The 20758-nt window shown below is 46.2% G+C and carries 16 protein-coding genes; 5 read left to right on the top strand and 11 right to left on the bottom strand.

Features of this window, described 5'->3' with window-relative positions; genetic code table 11:
* Positions 1-91: 91 nt before the first annotated feature.
* Together BLA28_RS02185 and BLA28_RS02190 are read right to left on the bottom strand one after the other, a co-directional pair.
* Complete coding sequence (locus tag BLA28_RS02185) at positions 92-2467, bottom strand: glycoside hydrolase family 2 protein (protein ID WP_069155843.1); 2376 nt, start codon at positions 2465-2467, stop codon at positions 92-94.
* Positions 2468-2474: 7 nt separating this feature from the next.
* A complete protein-coding gene (locus BLA28_RS02190) occupies positions 2475-4568 on the bottom strand; it encodes an alpha-L-rhamnosidase-related protein (RefSeq protein WP_242880551.1) in 2094 nt (697 codons plus the stop codon).
* Positions 4569-4880: 312 nt separating this feature from the next.
* Here BLA28_RS02190 and BLA28_RS02195 point away from each other — a divergent pair, with 312 nt between their 5' ends.
* The 3 genes from BLA28_RS02195 to BLA28_RS02205 all read left to right on the top strand — a co-directional run bounded on the left by BLA28_RS02195 (position 4881) and on the right by BLA28_RS02205 (position 6945).
* Positions 4881-5909 (top strand): AraC family transcriptional regulator, encoded by a 1029-nt coding sequence (locus BLA28_RS02195; RefSeq protein WP_069155844.1) that lies wholly within the window; start codon positions 4881-4883, stop codon positions 5907-5909.
* A gap of 388 nt (positions 5910-6297) precedes the next feature.
* Positions 6298-6657 carry a type II toxin-antitoxin system RelE/ParE family toxin gene (locus BLA28_RS02200; RefSeq protein ID WP_009251087.1) on the top strand — a complete coding sequence of 120 codons (360 nt, stop codon included), beginning with the start codon at positions 6298-6300 and terminating at the stop codon, positions 6655-6657.
* A 3-nt stretch (positions 6658-6660) separates the two neighbouring features.
* On the top strand, positions 6661-6945 hold the full coding sequence (locus BLA28_RS02205) for a helix-turn-helix transcriptional regulator (protein ID WP_009251088.1): 285 nt from the start codon (positions 6661-6663) through the stop codon (positions 6943-6945).
* 106 nt (positions 6946-7051) lie between these two features.
* Here BLA28_RS02205 and eno read toward each other — a convergent pair whose 3' ends face one another.
* The 5 genes from eno to BLA28_RS02230 all read right to left on the bottom strand — a co-directional run bounded on the left by eno (position 7052) and on the right by BLA28_RS02230 (position 13811).
* Entirely contained in the window at positions 7052-8353 is a 1302-nt protein-coding gene (gene eno / locus BLA28_RS02210) for a phosphopyruvate hydratase (protein WP_069155845.1), read from the bottom strand.
* A gap of 120 nt (positions 8354-8473) precedes the next feature.
* Entirely contained in the window at positions 8474-9418 is a 945-nt protein-coding gene (locus tag BLA28_RS02215; protein ID WP_069155846.1) for an L-lactate dehydrogenase, read from the bottom strand.
* 228 nt (positions 9419-9646) lie between these two features.
* Positions 9647-10639, bottom strand: a complete 993-nt coding sequence (locus tag BLA28_RS02220) for an SPL family radical SAM protein (protein ID WP_069155847.1) — start codon at positions 10637-10639, stop codon at positions 9647-9649.
* Positions 10640-10720: 81 nt separating this feature from the next.
* Positions 10721-12019, bottom strand: coding sequence for a response regulator transcription factor (locus BLA28_RS02225; RefSeq protein WP_069155848.1), 1299 nt, complete (start codon positions 12017-12019; stop codon positions 10721-10723).
* The gene (locus tag BLA28_RS02230) at positions 12000-13811 is read right to left on the bottom strand and encodes a sensor histidine kinase (protein ID WP_141702856.1); all 1812 of its coding nucleotides are present in this window, start codon (positions 13809-13811) and stop codon (positions 12000-12002) included. The genes BLA28_RS02225 and BLA28_RS02230 overlap by 20 nt, the downstream gene beginning before the upstream one ends.
* A gap of 182 nt (positions 13812-13993) precedes the next feature.
* On the opposite strand from BLA28_RS02230, the gene BLA28_RS02235 reads away from it, so the two are divergent.
* Positions 13994-14455 carry a divergent PAP2 family protein gene (locus BLA28_RS02235; RefSeq protein ID WP_009251095.1) on the top strand — a complete coding sequence of 154 codons (462 nt, stop codon included), beginning with the start codon at positions 13994-13996 and terminating at the stop codon, positions 14453-14455.
* 138 nt (positions 14456-14593) lie between these two features.
* Here the strand turns inward: BLA28_RS02235 and BLA28_RS02240 are convergent, their stop codons facing one another.
* Positions 14594-14929, bottom strand: coding sequence for a hypothetical protein (locus tag BLA28_RS02240; RefSeq protein ID WP_044964418.1), 336 nt, complete (start codon positions 14927-14929; stop codon positions 14594-14596).
* 229 nt (positions 14930-15158) lie between these two features.
* On the opposite strand from BLA28_RS02240, the gene BLA28_RS02245 reads away from it, so the two are divergent.
* On the top strand, positions 15159-16433 hold the full coding sequence (locus tag BLA28_RS02245; RefSeq protein ID WP_069151977.1) for an EAL domain-containing protein: 1275 nt from the start codon (positions 15159-15161) through the stop codon (positions 16431-16433).
* A gap of 95 nt (positions 16434-16528) precedes the next feature.
* On the opposite strand, the gene BLA28_RS02250 is transcribed toward BLA28_RS02245, so the two are convergent.
* The 3 genes from BLA28_RS02250 to BLA28_RS02260 all read right to left on the bottom strand — a co-directional run bounded on the left by BLA28_RS02250 (position 16529) and on the right by BLA28_RS02260 (position 20749).
* Positions 16529-17575 carry an NAD(P)-dependent alcohol dehydrogenase gene (locus tag BLA28_RS02250; protein WP_044964422.1) on the bottom strand — a complete coding sequence of 349 codons (1047 nt, stop codon included), beginning with the start codon at positions 17573-17575 and terminating at the stop codon, positions 16529-16531.
* Positions 17576-17721: 146 nt separating this feature from the next.
* A complete protein-coding gene (locus BLA28_RS02255; protein ID WP_069156574.1) occupies positions 17722-18984 on the bottom strand; it encodes a nucleotide sugar dehydrogenase in 1263 nt (420 codons plus the stop codon).
* Positions 18985-18991: 7 nt separating this feature from the next.
* Positions 18992-20749 carry a hypothetical protein gene (locus BLA28_RS02260; RefSeq protein WP_069155850.1) on the bottom strand — a complete coding sequence of 586 codons (1758 nt, stop codon included), beginning with the start codon at positions 20747-20749 and terminating at the stop codon, positions 18992-18994.
* Positions 20750-20758 lie beyond the last annotated feature (9 nt).

The following is a 20758-nucleotide window of genomic DNA, read 5'->3' on the forward strand; positions in this document are numbered from 1 at the left end:
CCGCTGCCTGCAATACAGGCAGCGGCCGTATAATTTTTCTTTCGGAATTCTGATAATAGAATTCCGGGTTCATAATAATGGACTGTTTTCCCTATACAGCATGAACCGCCGCATATCCGGTCTGCAGCCCGCCGCTCCTCACGGCAATCCCGATTTTCCCGGCCTCCGATACCTTTATAATCAGCTGGGCCGTACCATGGAAGGTATGGCAGGACATCTGACCTATCTGATCCTCCGTACAGGGATTCCCGCTTCCCAGTGCCGCAGGCACTGCCGGGCCGGTAAGCTCCGCCTGTATTTCCCGTTCCTCTGCCGGCAGGCGGACACCGTTTTCATCTGCAATCATAATCCGGATATAGCAGATATCCTGACCATCTCCCTTCAAAGTATCCTGTTCAGGCTCTGCCAGAATCCGGACGGCTTCCCCGGCTGTAACAAGGCTGCCTCTGCTGATTTCCTTTCCTTCCCGATAGCTGACTGCTTCCAGAATTCCCGGTGTATAAGAAATATCCATTTTGGCTGTCAGCCGTTCATAAGGAACACGTCCGAGAGATGTCCCGTTCAGGATAAATTCCGCTTCTTCTCCCGGCCCATAGCTTACCGCAGAAACCATTCTTCCTTCCCATTCGCTTCCGAAGGACCAGTCGTCATTTACATCCGGCCAGTGCCATCCGCTTCCATAGAATTCATCTCCGTAATGGCTGGGATGGGTGGTAAAAAGCCAGGTTTTATCCGTATGCCCCCACATGAGTTCCCTATAAAAGGACTGGGGCCTCCTCTCTCCGGTCATCAGGAAATCCGACTGCCAGGAGGTTCTCCATGGATAGGCAGCCATGAATTGAAAAGGCTTATTTTCTTTTTTCCAGTATACCTGCCCGACTCCCACTTCTCCCAGATAATCCACGGCTGCCCAAATAAAATCACCTATGACCCATGGATATTTTTTTACACCCTCCCAATAATCATAGGTGCTGCAGGCATGGGTTTCCGTCGCACAGATGACTCTGTCCGGGAAAGCCTCATGGTCTTTTTCATAACGAACGTTCAGATAGTTATAGCCCACAATATCAAGCAGTGCCGCATAATCTTTGGTTTTTTCCTTCCAGCTGTCTTCCTTGTCTTCCAGGATATTCGCTTCAAAGTTTGTGCCCACTTCCGTATCCTCACCAAAAATACCGCAGATCGCGGACAGAACAAACCGGGTAGGATCCAGGGAACGGATTTTCTCACTCAGCCTTGCCGACCAGGCGGCACCGTCATTCCTGCCGTCCCTCTCTCCGATCTCATTTCCGATGGAATAGGAAATGACACAAGGATGGTTTCTGTCCCTTTTTACCATCCATTCCATATCCCGTTCCCACCAGTCCTCAAAGTACAGATGATAATCCATAGGGACCTTGCCCAGGCGCCATACATCAAAACACTCATCCAGCAGCAGCATGCCCAGCCTGTCACATATTTTCAGCATAGCGAGGGACGGGGGATAATGGCTGATACGTACGGCATTGTAGCCTGCGGACTGCAGGAGGCGGATTTTACGTTCCTCCGCTTTTGCGTAGGCGCAGGCCCCCAGCAGGCCGTTATCATGATGCAGACATCCGCCTTTCAGCTTCACAGTCCTTCCATTCAGGCGGAATCCATTCTCAGGATCCACCGAAATCGTACGGATTCCAAAGGTATCCTCCGCAGTGTCCCAAATCTTCTCCCCTTCTTTGACAAGTACCCTGTAGGTATACAGCACCGGCGTATCAGGCTCCCATCTGCGGGGCTTCTCCACTGTTACAGGAATACGGCAGGGCGCTTCCTCACCTGACCGGCTGGTTTTCACCTGACGGCTGGCTGTTCCCGCCGCCTTCCCTTCCGGATCCAGTACCTCACACACAAGGGTAAGTTCCCTCTCTTCTTCCTCACAACTTGTGAGGGAAACAGCAAACTCCGCAACGGCGCTGTCTTCAGCCACCTCCGGGGTTGTTACAAAAACATCCCAGGGTCTGATACAGATCCTCTCTCCCAGCCACAGGCTCACACTCCTGTAAAGACCGCCGCCGCTGTACCATCGGCTGGAAGGCTGTCTGCTCTGGGTAATGATTTTCAGGATATTCTTCCTTCCATCAAACCGGAGCGCACTGCTGATATCCACCTGAAAAGGCGTGTAACCATAGGGATGCAGGGCGAGCAGTTCCTCATTCACACTGATTTCACTGTTCATATAGGCGCCGTCTATATCCAGGAGAACCGTTTTCCCTTCCCAGCTCTTCGCTGCTTCCAGCTCCTTCCGGTATACGCCCTCACCCTGTCCGAAGTAGCCGTTTCCCGGGCCGCCCGCAGCCTGGGGGGATCGGGGCTTGGTGATGATAAAATCATGGGGCAGATTGACTGTTACAGCCTCCGGCCTCTGAAACACAAAACTCATGCTTTCATCGCTTTCATAAAATTCCCAATCCGTATTTAAAGATATTTGCTTCATCCGATCCTCACTTTCTGTTTATAATCACATGCTGCATAGGCACTAACGGATATTCCCTTCCGTCCGCCTTCAGCACTCCGCCCTCTTTATCCGTATACACATCCAGCACGCCATCCTTCCAGTCCATCCATACCGTCCCCTGCCCCACAGGGAAAAAACAGGAAAAATGGCCGAACAGATCCAGCTGCGGAGCCGCCTCAAAGGTATCGTAGGCTGCTGATGTAGGTCTGACTCCCATACAGTATCTGCCGATCAGATATATCGGGCTCGCGCCCCAGGCATGACAGAGGCTCTTGCCGTACTTGTCTCCGTACATGCCATACTGCTCCTCCTCCGGCTGTCCCGGCTTATATTCTTCCCAGAAAGTGGAAGCCCCCTGCTCAAGCATTCCTCCCCAATAGCTTCTGATGCTTTCCATCACCACATCAAAACGTCCCAGCATCGCCAGTGCTTCCAGTTCATAGAACTTGAAATAGGGCGTGGTAATAGCAGGAATCTCTTCATTCAGCAGTACATTTTCCAGGATACTCCCCGTTTCCGCACTGTCCGCAAACCCGAAAATTATGGCAAATATATTGGCATGGCGGGTTACCTTTCTTCTTCCCGACTGGTAGCTGTCTATAAAGGCTCCCTTTTCCTCGTCCCAGAAGAAACGGCGGATCCGGGACAGAAGCATCTCTTTTTTCTGTACAAATTCTTCCTCTCCAAGCCCCAGGAGCCTGCGTACCGCCGCCATGGCTTCATAGCTTCTCGCCAGCAGCATCTGTTCCGCACAAAGAGTCCCCTCCTTATCCATTTCCGCCCAATCTATGTATACCCAGTCCCCTTCCCTTCCGTAAAGGAAGCCCTGTTCGTCCGTCTGCTCCATACAGTAACGCATCAGGGATTCCATTTTCGGATAGATCATGCGGATAAATTCCAAATCCCCTGACATATTATAATAGTTCTCCAGGCTGATAATCCAATACAGAGAGTAATCCAATATGGTATTGATATGCTCCGTCACGGGATCATTTCCCCGAAGGGCCAGAATGGTCCGCTTACAGATATCCTTGTCGAAGAAAAGGTATTGGTTGATGAAATAGCTCTGATACGCATCCCCCGACCAGATCCACCGGTCTCTCTTGATCCCGTCAAGAAAGAAAATGCCGCTTGCCAGGCGGAAGGTGGTATCCGCCACATTCCAGATACGGTTCACCAGTTCATCACTGCCGGAAAAACCGCTTCTTTTGGGAAAATCCACATACTTATACAGTGCTTCCGGCCTGATAAGGGATGCCGCCTCTTTTTCCGGAATGAACAGGTAACGGAATGCACGCAGCCTGGTATGATAGCACCTTCCGGTATCCCATTTCCCAAAGGGGGAATCTGTCCGGTACGTTAAGGCCGCCGCCTCTGCTTCCCCCGGGATATCCAGAACCTGCTTCAGATAACAGAGCTCCGTATCCAGCGCTTCCGCGCGGGATTCCCCATAGCAGAGAGTCACCTTCTCCGGCCTTATCGCCCCATCGATATAAATCAGCGTATCCGCCGTAATTTCCCTGCCGAAATCATAAAGGATTCCCCCATCTCTTTCTTCTTGCGAAACCGGGCTGCAGCTTTCGCAGGTATACTCAAACTCCTGGGGATCCTGCCCGCTCCTCACATACATATCGTTATACCCAACAGGGACCGCAGGCTTTATGAAGTCCGAAACAGTCCAGTCTTTTCCGGAACAAATGATTTCCCCTTCCGCATAAATACAGGGAAGCCCTGTGCGGTTCCCCAACACCACGTCAACAGCTATCTCTTTTGCCGGACAGGTAATCCATTCCCCGATCCGATATTTTCTCTCCTGGTAAAAGACCTGTCCTTTGGGAAACCATTCCGGCGCCTCCGCCTGCCATTTCACCAATACATGCCCTATGCCTCTCGCCGTAACCCGGAACCTTGTTTCCCTGTCAGGCGCAAAGGCTCCATGAAAAACCACATGACGGTGGCAGTCCGCAATATGCCAGTAAGCCGGCCAGAAAAAGCCCCGTTCCTCTCTGTCAAAATTCTGGCGCATGCCGTGATAAATCTCAAAATCCCCCGGATACCATATCCAATTTGCCATTTTCATCCATTCCTTCCTGATAACCGATAGTTACTGTTCACTCCGTGACCAGTAACCTGCATAAATCCATTTAAAATCGCCTGCGGCGATAGGATTTATGCACTCTTGAATCACTTTCTCACGTACTGTGCAGTAAATGCACAGTATTGAGTGAACAGTAACAACCGATAATCCTTGTTCATGCCTGGGTATACTTCCTGCAATTGTTTTATTTATATAGGTATTATATAATAATGGGAGGCTGTATCTAAACGTCCGATATCTTGTTTTCCGCAAATTGGTACGCCCAAAACCCAGTTGCTTATTTTAGGAGATCCCATGAAAAATCAAAAGAAGCCTTCACCGCCGGAACAGATGCTTGTCAGGAATAATTGGACAGATTCTTCCGAACGCATGACCATTATCACGCCTCTTACCATGTTTTATAAAATAAGGGATGAGAAGAACGGTAAGCTGCTCCATGCGGCTTTTTACCCCGGCTCCATGAGTTCTGCCTATATGCCGAATAATGCGGTTTCCCATCAGCATGATCATTTTGAACTGATGTATGTCCTGGAAGGGGAGCTGACCAATAAAATAGAACGGATTTCCTATACCTATAAGAAAGGGGATGCCTGCCTGCTGAACCGAAATACCAGGCACATGGATATCCCAGGCCCCCGCTGCAGTGTGGTATTCATTAATTTCCATGCGGAATATATCCTGGATTTGATGGACAGGGATGTCCTCTTTGATTTAAGTCCCCGCCTCACTTCCCCCGACGGCATTATCCATGATTTCCTGCTTTCCAATCTCCAGGGAGAAGAACGCTTTGCCCGCAATTATCTGGAATTTTCCTCTACCCTTCACACCCTTTCCAGCCCTTCGGAAAATCCGGCGGAAGTCCTTATTGACCGGATGCAGCAGAGCCTGATTGACAACAGGCCAGGCTATTCTTACTTGCTGCGGGGACTGCTGCTTCGCCTGATATATACGCTGGAAGATAAAAATAAATTCCACTGCAATTTCATGCAGCTGGATTCCAGTAATGAAGATTTTCTCTTTGCCCGTATTTCCAATTATATGGAAGAAACCCACGGACGGATATCCCGTTCCCAGCTTTCCCATGCTTTGCATTATAATGCGGAATACCTGAATCAGATCGTAAAAAGGCGTACCGGGCAGAGTCTTCTGAAGCTGGCGGGCAGTTACCGTCTGGACTGGGCAAAACAGCTGTTAACAAGTACGGATAAAAGCGTGACTGAAATTGTAGAGGAACTGGGGTTCTCAGGAACTTCGCATTTTTATGATTTTTTCAGGAAAGAGACCGGAATGTCGCCGCTGGAATACAGGGAAAGGAATCAATAATTGTCTGCGCTCTCTTCTGCCCGACATCCGGTGATCTGTCTGGTAATAAACAGCTGCTTAAATTGTTAAATAACTATAAACAGAACAAATTATTATTGCATACCAGTATCAAATAGATGTATACTACGATATACGAAAAGTGTTCCCGTTCTGTTTCATCTCATAAATCTCTGACACAGCAATATTTTCAGTTCCAGTAATAATTCTGTTCTTCCTCATTATTTTATTCTTGTTTTACTGCTCCTTACTTTCTCACTTTAATTTTCTATATCTATTATCTGTTTCTTAATATCTTAACTCATTCAATCATTTTAAGGCCAATCATTTTAATCTTGTTTACCTATTGCGTTTTAATAGCAAATTTGTTATAATTAAACCAAGGAGAAAAATGTACGAAATTATTTTTTATGAAGATGCTGACGGCTATAGCAGCATTGCAGACTACATATATACGCTAAAAAAGAAAGCTGCTACGGATAAAAGCAGCCGTATCAATTTAAACAAAATTATTGCTTTCCTGGATTTACTGCAGGAATACGGAACACGAATCGGCGAACCTGTAACAAAACATGTAAATGGAGATATATGGGAACTGAGGCCGCTAAAGAACCGTATATTGTTTGCATGCTATAAGAATAATACTTTTATCCTTTTACACTATTTTACGAAAAAGACAAAGAAGCTTCCGCAGAAAGAACTGGAACAAGCTCTGAGGAATCTGAATAATTTCAAGGAAAGGAATGGATAATCAATGGCAGCAACATGGAAACAAATCAGAGAAGGCCTTGCTTTAAGTGAAGAAGAAGAAAGAGTCATTGAACTGGAAAAAAATCTGATAAAGACTCTGGTACAAATCCGGGAGGAAAAAGAACTTACCCAGGCTCAATTGGCTGATATATGCGAGGTAAGCCAGCCGGTTATTGCCCGTCTGGAAACCGCCGTTCATTCTCCCCAGCTTAACAGCCTGTTAAAAATTCTTGTTCCATTGGGATATACTCTGGAAATTGTTCCGCTCAAGAAAAATTTTTCAAATTAATATTCGCAATAATTCCACTGTCAAAGTCAAAAAGCCCCCTTACTATGCCCATCTAAAAAGCGGGCCTGCACATTCACAGGCCCGCCTCAATGTCTTAAGAGGGGAGCTATCTTTTAATATGAAAGGCGTTAAGTCCCGGATACACGGCGCTTTCTCCCAGCTCTTCCTCAATGCGGAGAAGCTGGTTATATTTTGCCACACGCTCCGTTCTGCTCGGCGCTCCGGTCTTTATCTGGCAGGTATTCAGCGCCACCGCCAAATCCGCAATTGTGGTATCTTCCGTTTCTCCGGAACGGTGGGAAGAAATAGCGGTATATCCGGCATTATGAGCCATCTTAATCGCCTCCAGCGTCTCGGAAACCGTTCCGATCTGGTTGAGCTTAATCAGGATAGAGTTCCCGCAGCCAAGAGAAATGCCCTTTGCCAACCGTTCCGTATTGGTAACAAAAAGATCATCTCCCACCAGCTGCACCTTTTCTCCCAGTTCCCTGGTCATCATCTGCCAGCCTTCCCAGTCCTCCTCATCCAGTCCGTCTTCGATGGAGTAAATCGGATATTTATCGCAGAGGGATTTCCAATGCTCCACAAGCTGTCCGGAGGTAAATTTCATCCCGCTTTTAGGAAGCAGATATTCCCCATTCTTTTCTCCCTTCCATTCACTGGATGCCGCATCCATTGCCAGCACAAAATCAGTCCCTGGCTTATAGCCCGCTTTTTCCACGGCCTCAAGAATGAGCTGAATCGCTTCTTCATCGCTGGACAGATCCGGGGCAAAGCCGCCCTCATCGCCGACAGAAGTGGCAAGTCCTCTCGCTTTCAGCAAAGAAGCAAGTGCATGGAAGACTTCCGTACACCAGCGCAGGCCTTCCCGGAAGCTTTCTGCACCAACCGGCATGATCATAAATTCCTGGACATCTACCGTGTTTGCCGCATGAGCGCCCCCATTCAGAATATTCATCATGGGAACCGGAAGACGGTTAGCATTTACGCCACCCAGGAAACGGTAAAGAGGGATCTGCAGCGCAAGGCTGGCCGCTCTTGCACAGGCAATGGATACGGCAAGTATGGCATTGGCCCCCAGCCCGGATTTATCCCTGGTTCCGTCCGCTTTCAGCATGGCGGCATCCACAGCATAAATATCGGAGGCATCCATACCTTTCAGCACTCCATTTATTGTCGTATTAATATTATGTACGGCTTTGCTGACACCTTTTCCTCCAAAACGGGATTTATCACCGTCTCTCAATTCCAGTGCTTCGAATTCACCTGTGGACGCGCCGCTGGGCGCTGCACCTCTGCCGATAATACCGCCTGCAAGCGTAACCTCCGCTTCCACTGTGGGATTTCCTCTGGAGTCAATGATCTCCCTTCCTGATACTTTTTCAATTTCCAAATATTTTTTATCCATAATTATTCCTTTCCTGTAAAATCTCCGCCTGTTCCTGCGGTGCAGCCGCCTGGCCGGGAGAAATGTTTCAATTGTCCGCCACAATACAGGGTACGCACATGCTCCTGTATTGATTCTTCCTTACAGCTCTAAATTTTCTATTATTTTTTTCAGTTCTCCGGCGGAATCACATAACTGCTTCTTCTCACTTTCGTTGAGAGGAATTTCCAGAACCTTTTCCGCACCATTCTGACCGACGATCGTAGGAACGCTGAGACAGATATCCGTCAGTCCATAGGGACCGTCAATATAACTGGATACCGGCATTACAGAATGTTCATTACGGATAATGCTTTCCGTGATCCGGCTGACAGCCATGGCCACTCCGTAATATGTAGCCCCTTTCCGCTCTATGATATCGTATGCGCTGTCACGTACATTCCGGTAGATTTTCTCCATGGATTCCATGTGATCATAATACCCTCTCAGTTCGCAAAAGCTGTTGATATCAATTCCCGACACATTTGCCCCGCTCCATACAGCCAATTCACTGTCCCCATGCTCTCCGATAATAAACGCATGGACGCTTCGGCTGTCCACCTGCAGATGCTCGCTGAGCAGATACCGGAACCGGGCCGTATCCAGCACCGTGCCGCTGCCGATAACCCTCTCCTTGGGATAGCCAGATATTTTGAGCGCCGCATAGGTAAGGATATCCACGGGATTTGCCACAATCATTAAAATCCCCTCAAATCCTCTTCCCGTAATTTCCGGTATGATGGACTTCAAAATTGCCACATTTTTATGTACCAGATCCAGCCTTGTTTCTCCCGGTTTCTGGTTTGCTCCCGCCGTTATGATAATCAGGGAACAGTCGCTGATATCATCGAAACCTCCCGCATAAATCTTGACAGGCTTAACGAAAGGACGTCCATGGCTCAAATCCATGGCTTCTCCCTCCGCCTTCTTATGATTGGCATCGATCAATACCAGTTCTGAAAAAAGCCCCTTATGTATCAGGCTGAATGCGGTGGAAGCACCCACAAACCCGCATCCTATGATTGCCGCTTTCTGAATATTTATCATATTTACTCCTGTCTGCACAGTGTCGTGCACCTTTCAATCAGGAAGATTGAAGTCATATATCCTTCAACCGTTCCGTTTTGTTTCTATAAAATAAAAAAGGATTCAGATATTTCCTACCATTTTGGTATGATTTATCTAAATCCTATTATATCCAATTTTTCATACAGACACAAGAACCACTCTTATTTCTTATTGATAATCTTTCTCAGCTTATTATTCACAGTAGCTTCAGCTGATATATAAAACGGGCACGGTACCCAGAACCCTTCTGATTTCGCTGCGCAAAAAGGCTTCGGCCTCGGCCCGTGCTTCCTGCCGGTAGCAGTATCTGCCCCTTCCTCTTCCGGTCATCAGCTCCTTACTGTACAGATCCGGAGCCGCAGGAAAGGCTTCTGCGTTTATGGCCCTGTGGACATAGCTGTAGGTCATGAGAATAATTTCCAGAAACATAGTCTTCTTCATTTTATCCGACAGCCCTGCCTCCAGCTCTTCTAAAAGCTCACGGTACATATCCTTCCATCCATCCGTCAAAATAACAGGAGCGATCAAAAGCCCGCAGGGATATCCTGCTTCACACATTTGATTCACCGCCTGAATCCGCTCCTTCAAAGAGGACGTCCCCAGTTCAATTCGGCTGATGATCGGCTGCGGATTCACACTCATACGGAAAATTACCTTACCCCTATGATCCAGCGAAAGCAGGGGCTCCACCATATGGAATTTAGTAGGAAAAGTAAGGCTGCCATTTCCTTCCTCTGCAAAACGAGGAATCGTATACAGCAGATTTCCGGTTATGGTATTCTCCAGCACAAGATCACTGTTGCTTCCGATTTCATAAGTCCGTCCCGGCTCCTTGAGGGAACGTCTCAGCAGCCTGTCCAGCATCTGTTCCCGGTTCACAAAAAGCCGGAGATACGCACATTTATTATAGTTGCAGACCAGATAACAATACAGGCACATAGCGGTGCAGCCGGAAGATGTAAAGGGTACCAGATAGTCGGATACCTTATGATTCTCCACATATTTATGGGTTTTCCGGATTCCCATTATCAGATTTCGCTTCATATGCCCGAATTCCGAATTGGGCTTTTCCTGCATTTCCTTTATCGAATTATGGCTTTCAATGGGAATCCAGGGAATATCCGGATATTGCTCCATCAGCTGCAGCCCCAGCTCATATTTCAGGCTGTCCGGCTCATAATATACGGCATCGAATACCATGTACATATCTCCTTTTTTCAGATAACTATGGTATCAGTATATCCCGTTATACACAAAGCATCCGTATATTTACAAGGTTCTTTATTTCTGGTGCTCCTTCCGATATTCCTGAGGTGTCATATCCGTCAGTTTTTTAAACATCTTGGAAAAATGGGAAAAGTTATCGTATCCCACCTTGGAGGCCACAATACTGATAGAAAGATTGGATCGTTCCAACAGCGTCCTGGCCATATTCATTTTTTCCAAAAGAATATAATCCTTAAAGGTTTCCCCCGTCTGCTGCTTAAACAGCCTGGAAAAATATTCCTCATTCAGATGCACCAGTTCAGCCACATCGGTACGTGATATATTCTTATTCAGATTCGCCTTGATATAGGAAACCGCTTTTTGAACAGGCTCCGCCTCCCCCTCGTTGCCTTCTGCTTCTTCTCCGGCGCCGTCCGCCAGCTTGAAAATGCTGCTTTTCCCCGATGGGTTCAGTTCCTCTCCCACCCCTGCAAGATAAGTGAGCATTCCTCCGAATGCCGGTCCATGGCTTTCTTCTTCTGAAGCCGGCAGCTTCGTCCCCATATATACCGCAATGGAAAAATCCATTTGAGCCTCCACGAAATCATAGAATTCCTTCAGGCCCACTTCCCATTTTTCTTCATCAAAGAGACTGTCTTCCACAGCCGCAAGAATGACAAAGCTTCCATCCTGCATGGAGGCTATGCAGGTCACTCCATGGGCCCCGGCGAAAAGCTCTTCCAGCACATTCCTGATAACAAGGCGCACCAGCTTATCATCCCAGGTGTTGATGATCCGTTTCCATTTTATAATGCGCACCACTGCCGGGTAAAAAGAAAACTTTTTAAAATCCGGCTGCAGCAATTCCTTCAGTGTGCTTAAAATCTGTTCCGCGTCCCCTTCCCGCCCCTGGCGCAGCTTCATGCAGATGGCTTCCAGAATGGTATCCCGCTGTTCCACCACCAGCTTCCTTGTATTCTGCAGCTGCCGGACACTTTGATTTTCCCTGATTTTTCCCTCCGCTTTCCGCAAAACCGCTTCCACTTCCTCATATCGGACCGGCTGAAGAATATAGTCAAAGCTTCCCAGACGTATCGCCTCTCTCGCATAGGAAAAATCCGCATGCGAGGTCAGGAAAATGCATTCCAGCGCGGGCAGCCTTTCTTTTGCCCACTGGCACAGCTCCAGGCCGTCTTCCTCCGGCATCTCTATATCGCTGAGCATCACATCCACCGGGAAATTTACCAGCACAAGCTTGGCCTCCCTTGCGCTGCAGGCCGTATATACCTTTTCCACACCCAGCTCTTCCCATCGGATCCCTTCCCTTAAGCTCTCCACAATCGCTTTCTGATCATCAACTATCAATACGTTCATCCGCTTTTCCCCTCACTTCAAGCCCGCCCGGATTCACTCCCGGCAAAATCAGCTCGCTCACCGCACCGCCGTCGTTATAAAAATTATACTCTGCTTTTCCCTCATAAATAAGAGCACATCTTCTTTTCAGGTTATTTATCCCCACACTGCGTATTCCCTTCTGGGCATCCGCATTGATTTCCTCCAGAATATTCTCCGGGTAGCCGCTGCCGTTATCCGACACCATAATATCCACATAAACGCCGTCCTCCGTCTGAAGCAGCTGCACACATACCTGAATAAAAAGCTCCAGCCCCGGCGCGCCCAGCTTGGCATACTTCACGCTGTTTTCCACAAAAGTCTGCACACACAGCGTAGGCACAAGAAAGTCCGCGGCCCCCTCTTCCTCCTGAATCTCACAGACCACAGGCCGCCCCGTCATGGATTTCTGCAGTTCCACATAATTGCGCACATAATTCAGTTCCGCACCCAGCGTCACCAGCTCCCGATCCGTCTGCAGAAGATAGCGCAGATGCTCCGATATATGCAGAATCAGCTCCTGGGATTTTTCCCAGTCCCTGGCCAGGGTGAGGGCATTCAGCGTTTTCAGGCCATTCAGATAAAAATGCGGCTTCAGCTGAAGCTGGAGATACTGCATCTGTGCCTTCTGCTTTTCGATGGTTTCCTCGTAAGACAGCATTTTCTGCTTTTCAATTTCAGATACCATGGCCGTCAGGGTTTCACCGACTTCCTGGATTTCCTTCAGGTGCCCGCTTGCGCCGGTTCTGGCATTCCACTCTCCCTGCCGGATTCGGTTCATGGTTTCTGTCAGATCACGCAGCGGCCATACCAGCTCCCTGCGGATAAACCGGTAGAGCCAAAACACCGCAAGAACCGAAAATGCAGTCACTATAAGCAATAACAGCTGCGATACATTCATATATGTCCAGATTTTACACGGTATGCTCATACACAGCCACATACTGCTGTTTTCAATCCGCCGGCCATATACATACTGGTTGTCCCTCCAATAGCGGAATACCTTCTCCTGCTTCTTTGTTTCCTCCACAATTCCAAACTTGTCCTCTTTCCCATCAATACCGTTCAGCATTCCATCCTCCACGATGTATACGCCGGCCCCTTCCCCGACAGCATGCTTCAGCCCCTCCATCCTGTCATTCATGCTGAAAACACCGCATACGGCAGCATTTCCCCTTTTATAGGTGAGCATACGGAAAACTCCATCTGTTGTCACGACAGTCTGCCATACCCCGCCATTTCTGGACTGGCTCAGCTGAACGGATAGCCTGTCCTTGATTTCCATCTGGGAATCAAACGATACAATCTCCTTATCACATTGAAAAAGACACTTCTGGAACGCTCCGTAAAAAATATAGACACCATGCATATTTTCCTGAAGAAACAGCCTGCTTTTCATAGCGTCAAACAGCTCATATGCATTACTGTACTCCACCGTTTCCTCCTGCAGCGTAGTGAGTGCCTCAAAATTCTTGTTCTTGGCATAAATATCATAAAGGATTTCATCCAAATCCTTGGCGGCCTTCTCCACGCCTTCCGCAGCCTCCGCCAGAAGCCCGCTCTCCCTTTCCCTGCCCCGGTTCTGATAATCCGCCACAAGATAATAATCCATACAGGAAAGCAGGATTAACAGGGCCGCATAGCCCGCCATCATAATCAGGACCACCATACGGTTCAGGCTCCATGTTTTTTTCTTTTCTGTTTCCGTAAATATCCCCTCCCATTTTCCCGCCAATCTTTCTTTTTTATCATAGCATAAACTGCGCTGACTCACCACTTTGTTTGCTTCTCTTTCATACAGTTAAAATCTGTTACAGTTCATCGATACCCTGTGCTGCAACAAAAATATTATAGCCCGGTGCAAAGACAGTTGCATTTCGTGTCGAAAAAAGGTAGAATGTGCATAGTTGCGGCTTTTGCCGACATTTATTATGCTTCAACGGAATGGAGATTTTTATGGGATTTTTAAATTCACTGGTTTACAATGTGGTATTTATGGCTGCAGCTACAGGCTGGTTCGTCGCACAGATCTTAAAAACAATCATTTATGCCCTGATCAACAAAACCTTTGATGCGGAACGGCTTGTGGGAAGCGGCGGAATGCCCAGTTCCCATTCCGCAACCGTCTGTGCCCTCGCCACGGCGGCCGGTATCCAATACGGGGGCGGCAGCTTCCAGTTTGCCGTTTCAGCCATCCTGGCTATTATCGTCATGTATGATGCCCGCGGTGTCCGCCGCGAAACCGGAATCCAGGCCCAGGTCATTAACGAAATGATCTCTTTTTTCAGTAATATGGGAAAACCGCTTTCCTATGAAGAAAAGCTGAAGGAATTCGTAGGCCACACTCCCCTGCAGGTTCTGGCCGGCGCCCTTCTTGGCATCCTGATCGCCGTTATCTACTGCTTTGCCCTGGGATAACAAATCTGCCTGAAACTGTACCGCCTATCTGAAAAGTGGATTAATGACAAAGAAAAGAGCAGCGCTCCCGGATGATATCCGCGGCTCGCTGCCCTTTCTCTATTATATTACAGGTCAGGGTTATCACCCCTGCCCTATTTATTCAGGAATCTTCCTGTTGAATTTTTCTCTTTTCCGATAATACTCCGCGCCGCCCTTATGATCCTGGCGGAATTCCCTGAGATACTCCTTCTTCCGGCGGATATTCTCGGCACCTCCGGTGCTGTAATGATAGCTCTTAAAAATATGGGCAAGGCTTATACGCACATATTCCATTCCCTGAGCCATCGCGATATCCACCTTCAGCCATCCAAGCAAAAGCATGTGATATGCCTTACTCCAAAAGCCTTTCCCCGCTTCCGTGTTTCTTGTCAGGTAGGCAAAAAGCAACAAAAGAAAAACACCATCCAATAAAATATAAATCGTTCCCATCATAATCCTCAACCTCTTTTCTCTAAGTGAAATATTGTTTGCGGGAACCACGTTTTTCCTTATGTCTATATATTAATCATAGTCTCTTTATATAGAAGAGTCAAGAGCTGCCGGGAATTAATCCTGGCTGAAATATAGCTATAATTACGTCCCGGAATATGCTACAATGATTGAAAGACTGAGGATACTTTCTCATGAAACCATATTATGCTGCGGGGGATAGATATTACTGATGAAGGACATGAAAAACGAACAGTGGATTATGGAAAAATACGGCCAGATCTGCGAATCACGGATACCCGGATATGCGCTGGTAAGCCTGAAGATCAAACGGTTCCGTATTTTTAACCGGCTTAATGACCGCAGTCTTGGAGATCTGCTGGTGGAAAAGGTTTATGAGGTTCTGGATAATTATCTGGAGGAAGATGAATACATCGCTCAGATACATCTGGATTATTATAATATACTTATGCATTATCCCGAAGATTACGATGAATTTTTCCATCGTATAATCGAGATGAACCGTGTCATCCGGGACATGCCCTTTGAACCTTTCCATGGCAAGATTTTTTCAGGCATGGGTGTGTTTCCTCTGCCTCAGACTCCCGTTGATTTCTATACCGCCCAATACAATGCGGATATCTGCAGAAGTGAATGTCCGCAAAGCGCTTTCCGAAATTCCCATTTTGAAATCTACGGCCTGACCTATGAAGATAATAATCTTCGCTATTTTGATCTGGAGCAAAGCATCCGTCCCGCTCTGGAACGCGGAGACATCACCTATTACCTGCAGCCGAAGGTTGATTTGAAAACCGGCGAGGTCACACGTGCCGAAGCCCTCGTACGCTGGATAGATCCGGAAAAGGGAATGATTCCTATCGTCAGTTTTCTGCCCAGCCTGGAGGAAAACGGTCTGATTGAAGAAGTAGATCTGTGCATCTTTGAAAAAATCTGTGCACAGATTAACCAGTGGATCCAAAAATACGGGCGAAAGATACACATCAGCGTAAACCTGTCCCGATGTGCTTTTGATTACCGTTACTTTTTCAAGGATTATGTGGAACGCTATGACAAATCTCCTTGTCCGAAAGACTGTATTGAATTTGAGCTTCTGGAAAGCATCGTGCTCAACCAGGTAGACCGGGTAAAAGAGGTCGTTTCCGAAATCAAGGATTTCGGCTTTTCCTGCTCACTGGACGACTTCGGAAGCGGCTATTCCTCCTTCAGTGTCCTGACTAATTCCGACATCTCCACTCTGAAAATCGACCGTTCCCTTTTCCGAAATGTTACGGACAGCCGGGAAAAAATCCTGCTTCGCCATGTCCTGCAGACCGCACAGGAGCTGCATATGAAAACAGTGGCAGAAGGAGTGGAAACACAGGAATATGTAGAGTTTCTTAAAGAGCTGGATTGTGATTATGTACAGGGCTATGTATATTACCGGCCCATGCCGCCGGAAGAATTTGAAGAAAGATTTTTAATAAGAAATGAAAAAATAGACCTATAATTCCGTATATTATTAATGAAGGGACGGCCCACCATTGAACCGCCCCTTCTGTCTTTTTATATTCTTTTCCCGCCAAAGACAGCATCCATGGCGGACTAGCAGACCTTTATTACCCCTTTAACAATTTCCGCTTTGTTATTGACACAGGAATCCAGTGCATTTTTGATATCATCCAGTTCAAAGTAATCTGTAACGATATTTTTAATATTAATACGCCCGCTGGAAACCGCTTCGATTGCCATAGGATAAATATTTCTGTAACGGAATACGGTTTTGAAATTCAGTTCTTTATCCAGAGCCATTCCAATAGGAAGCGTCATTTCGCCGGATGCGCTGTAGCCTACAAAAACGATGGTAGAACCTTTTTTAGCCGCCTGAATCAGCTGTGACGCCGTGATCTGGCTTCCCGCCGTCTCAATTCCCAGATCAGCGCCTTTGCCTCCTGTAAGCTCTCTGATACGGGCAACCGTATCCTCTTCTTTTCCATTGATAACATAATCAGCCCCCAGCTCCAGAGCCTTGTCCAGACGCTTCTGCATGATATCAACAACAATGATTTTGGAAACTCCCATCGCACGAAGAGATAACAGCGTACATAAACCGATACAGCCTGCTCCCGTCACCACTGCGGTCTGTCCCAAATGGGCCCCGCCCTGGTTGGCTGCATGCATTCCCACCGCCAGAGGCTCAATCAACGCCCCTTCCATAGTGCTCATATTATCAGGCAGCCTGAAGCAAAGTCCCGCCTCATGCGCCACATACTCCTGAAATACACCATCAACAGGAGGCGTGGCAAAGAATATTACATCCTCACACAGATTATATTTCCCTTCTTTACAATGCTCACAATGTCCGCAGGTCTTTCCCGGTTCCAGAGCAACTCTGTCGCCAACCTTAAGATCCTTAACCCCTGCCCCGACTTCCACAACAGTCCCGCCGGCCTCATGTCCCAACACAAAAGGCGGTTCCACGATAAAATTCCCGATTCTTCCTGACTCGTAATAATGAAGATCGGAGCCGCAGATTCCCACATATTCCACCTTTACCAGTACCTCATCATCGGCAGGTACGGGTATCGGACGCTGCTGTATTTCCACCTGGGAAATACCGGTCATGACTGCTGTTTTCATAGTTCCATTCATTGCTTAACCCTCCTGTTTCCTATTGTTTAAAAGAGACTTTCTCTATTTTTACCACAATTATATCATAGCGGAAATGCAGGAGGATGACCAGTCAAATATGGGGAAATTTAAATCAAAAATATGCAAATTGAGGCGGCGGGACAGGACTAATCACGATGGTAAAGATCTCTTGTATATACCTTGTCCCATACATCGGCCAGTTCGCTGGAATAGCGGTTTGCTACGATGCAGTCACTTTTCTCCGTGAACTCATTAAAATCCTCATATACCTGTGAACCGAAAAACTCCTTTTCCTTCAGCGCCGGTTCATATATGATGACTGTGGCACCTTTTGCTTTCAGCCGTTTCATAACTCCCTGGATGGAGCTTTGCCGGAAGTTATCGGAGTTGGTTTTCATCGTGAGGCGGTAGATGCCTATGGTTACTTTCCGGCCGCCTGCCGCATTTGCATCCCGGGCACTGTTTTCATAGAATCCTGCTTTTTCCAGAATGCGTTCTGCAATGAAATCCTTGCGGGTACGGTTGGATTCTACGATGGCTTCTATGATGTTTTCCGGGACATCTTTGTAGTTAGCCAGGAGCTGCTTGGTGTCCTTGGGAAGACAGTAGCCTCCGTAGCCGAAGGAAGGATTGTTGTAGTGGCTGCCGATCCTGGGGTCAAGGCCTACGCCCAGGATAATCTGATTGGTGTTGAGGCCATGGACTTCCGCATAGGTGTCCAGTTCGTTGAAGAAGCAGACACGGAGGGCTAAGTAGGTGTTGGCAAAGAGTTTTACTGCCTCGGCTTCCGTGGGATTGATGACCAGGGTGGGGATGTCTTTTTTGAGGGCGCCTTCTTCCAACAGGGAGATGAACTGGTGGGCTTTCTGCACCAATTCCTCGTCATCCTGCGGGGCTCCGACGATGATGCGGGAGGGGTAGAGATTATCGTAAAGGGCATGGCCTTCCCGCAGGAATTCGGGACTGAAAAGGATGTTGCGGGTGTTGTATTTTTTACGGACGGATTCTGTAAAGCCTACAGGGACGGTGGATTTTATGATGATGGTGGCTTCACGGTTGACCTGTAATATTTGCTCTATTACAATTTCTACCTTTGACGTATCGAAATAATTTTTGACTGGTTCATAGTTGGTTGGTGTTGAAATAACAATGAAGTCCGATTCATGATACGCATTATTTCCATCTGTAACAGCCGTTAAATCAAGAACTTTTCCAACCAAATACTCTTCTATTTCCTCATCAAGTACAGGTGATTTTCGTGAATTAATTGTATCCACCTTTTCTGGCAGAACATCAACCGCAAATACCTTATTGTGCTGCGCAAGCAAAATTGCATTGCTCAATCCTACATAACCAATACCAACTACGGTTACCGTCGCTTTCCTGTCATCCCCACTATTTTTTATCATTTTATTCTTACCTTTCTCCATAATATAAAATCATTTTTTCCCCTTCCACCAGAGGGGTATAGCCCCTTTCAGATAATATGTTGTTTTCACTTGAGTTTTTATATACAAGAACATAATCCTGTTGTTCCATTTCTTCTACATCAATTGCATTTATTGTCATTTCAGGCAAAAAAAACTGTATTCTGTACATAAGCCAAGTTGATGATGTAGGCTCAGCCTCCTCTTTTTTCTTATCGATCAGATAATAAACCTGCGTATCTTTGTTTATTGTCTCTAAAACCTGCCCAGAAAACGAATAGAGTTCTCTGTTATAATCTGTGAAATCAAAAAAATAAATATGTAATGCATTTATTCCAAAAACAATCCAACAAAATACAGTTAAAATAATACCGCCAACTTGTTTTCTTCTCTGAGCAGATGCTAAAAAAACAGAGAGAAACCAAGATATTAATAAACTAAATTGCGCAACTCCCTCAGAATATATCATCTGAATATTATTTTCATTAACGTTCCGTAAAATAGGCATCCCTATCATTGCTGATATTGAATGTGTTGATGTTTCCAATGTTTTATGACATATATATGTATAATGCATATATATACCTAAAACAAGCAATATAATAGAACATACAGTCTGAACCTTTGTATTATTCTTAAAAGTACGGTAACTTATAAATCCGTAAAGCAATATAGGTATTAAAACATGTTCACTATATCTTCCGTATAAAAAACCATCTATCCGTTTTTCATTACCCAAAAATGCCAAAGAACCGATTGCTATTTCAGCAAATAACGTCATTCCTATAAAAATTTCAAACAAAAGAAAACAGTTCTTCTTATATCTTCTTTTCTTAATATATAGAATAATATCCTTGATAATAACTGTTATTCCTCTATACACAAGTAAAAATGACGCGCAACCAAGATAAAAAAAACGCCCTGAAATACATTCAATAAAGCTCGTTAATCCTTTTAATGTAAATATTCCCAGAGCTCCGTTCACCTTGCCGGCTTCTTCCGCAGTATAGTTAGAAACCAAAAAAATATTTTCATTAACAATTTCTTTCATTTTTAGGAAAATAACAAATCCCGCCCCCATTGTAACAACAAACGCTAAAAAAGAAGGTAACGAAATTTTCTTTGATAGCAGCATCAACAGAATACAAAAAATCAATGCCGCTGTAATTCCCAAATTTCTCTGATGACAGGCTATCAGATAAACAGCTAATGAAGGAATGAAAAACATTCTTATCTCGAATTTTTTCCTGGTTCTGCAGGATTGTAAAATCAAATAACACATGAACAAATAAACCATAACCTGCAGAATTTCGGCTTCAGAATTTAATGCATAGTAAATATTAAAGGTATATAAAGTTACAGTAAAGCTAATCAGTCCCCCGAATCTGCCGATCCATTCCGTTTTGATTATTGTCAAAATCCCATAAGTAATCCAATAAATGGCAATCATAAAAAGACCATTAAGTACAACGGCAGTTTTAAATAGAATTATAGGATCACTGATATAACTCATGACTATGCCTAGGAAAACGCCATAACCATAACCATAGTAAGGGGACATATACATAATGCCTGACCAATCATAACCCGCAATATATGCTCCCGCAGACCAATATCCCACTTCATCAGGCATAATTACCGGGCCTGCAACATTCTTTACCTGCATCACTATTAATATAAAAATCCCTGAGGAATAAAAAATATTCCATACAAAATTCGGATACTTTTTCTTTAGTTGTAACAGCATTTCTTACCT

This window comes from Eisenbergiella tayi, from assembly GCF_001881565.1.
Lineage (GTDB): Bacteria > Bacillota > Clostridia > Lachnospirales > Lachnospiraceae > Eisenbergiella > Eisenbergiella tayi.

Coding starts and splice junctions, on each gene's coding strand:
- BLA28_RS02185 (WP_069155843.1), bottom strand. CDS start 2,467: ATGAAGCAAATATCTTTAAATACGGATTGGGAATTTTATGAAAGCGAT.
- BLA28_RS02190 (WP_242880551.1), bottom strand. CDS start 4,568: ATGAAAATGGCAAATTGGATATGGTATCCGGGGGATTTTGAGATTTAT.
- BLA28_RS02195 (WP_069155844.1), top strand. CDS start 4,881: ATGAAAAATCAAAAGAAGCCTTCACCGCCGGAACAGATGCTTGTCAGG.
- BLA28_RS02200 (WP_009251087.1), top strand. CDS start 6,298: ATGTACGAAATTATTTTTTATGAAGATGCTGACGGCTATAGCAGCATT.
- BLA28_RS02205 (WP_009251088.1), top strand. CDS start 6,661: ATGGCAGCAACATGGAAACAAATCAGAGAAGGCCTTGCTTTAAGTGAA.
- eno (WP_069155845.1), bottom strand. CDS start 8,353: ATGGATAAAAAATATTTGGAAATTGAAAAAGTATCAGGAAGGGAGATC.
- BLA28_RS02215 (WP_069155846.1), bottom strand. CDS start 9,418: ATGATAAATATTCAGAAAGCGGCAATCATAGGATGCGGGTTTGTGGGT.
- BLA28_RS02220 (WP_069155847.1), bottom strand. CDS start 10,639: ATGGTATTCGATGCCGTATATTATGAGCCGGACAGCCTGAAATATGAG.
- BLA28_RS02225 (WP_069155848.1), bottom strand. CDS start 12,019: ATGAACGTATTGATAGTTGATGATCAGAAAGCGATTGTGGAGAGCTTA.
- BLA28_RS02235 (WP_009251095.1), top strand. CDS start 13,994: ATGGGATTTTTAAATTCACTGGTTTACAATGTGGTATTTATGGCTGCA.
- BLA28_RS02240 (WP_044964418.1), bottom strand. CDS start 14,929: ATGATGGGAACGATTTATATTTTATTGGATGGTGTTTTTCTTTTGTTG.
- BLA28_RS02245 (WP_069151977.1), top strand. CDS start 15,159: ATGAAGGACATGAAAAACGAACAGTGGATTATGGAAAAATACGGCCAG.
- BLA28_RS02250 (WP_044964422.1), bottom strand. CDS start 17,575: ATGAATGGAACTATGAAAACAGCAGTCATGACCGGTATTTCCCAGGTG.
- BLA28_RS02255 (WP_069156574.1), bottom strand. CDS start 18,984: ATGATAAAAAATAGTGGGGATGACAGGAAAGCGACGGTAACCGTAGTT.
- BLA28_RS02260 (WP_069155850.1), bottom strand. CDS start 20,749: ATGCTGTTACAACTAAAGAAAAAGTATCCGAATTTTGTATGGAATATT.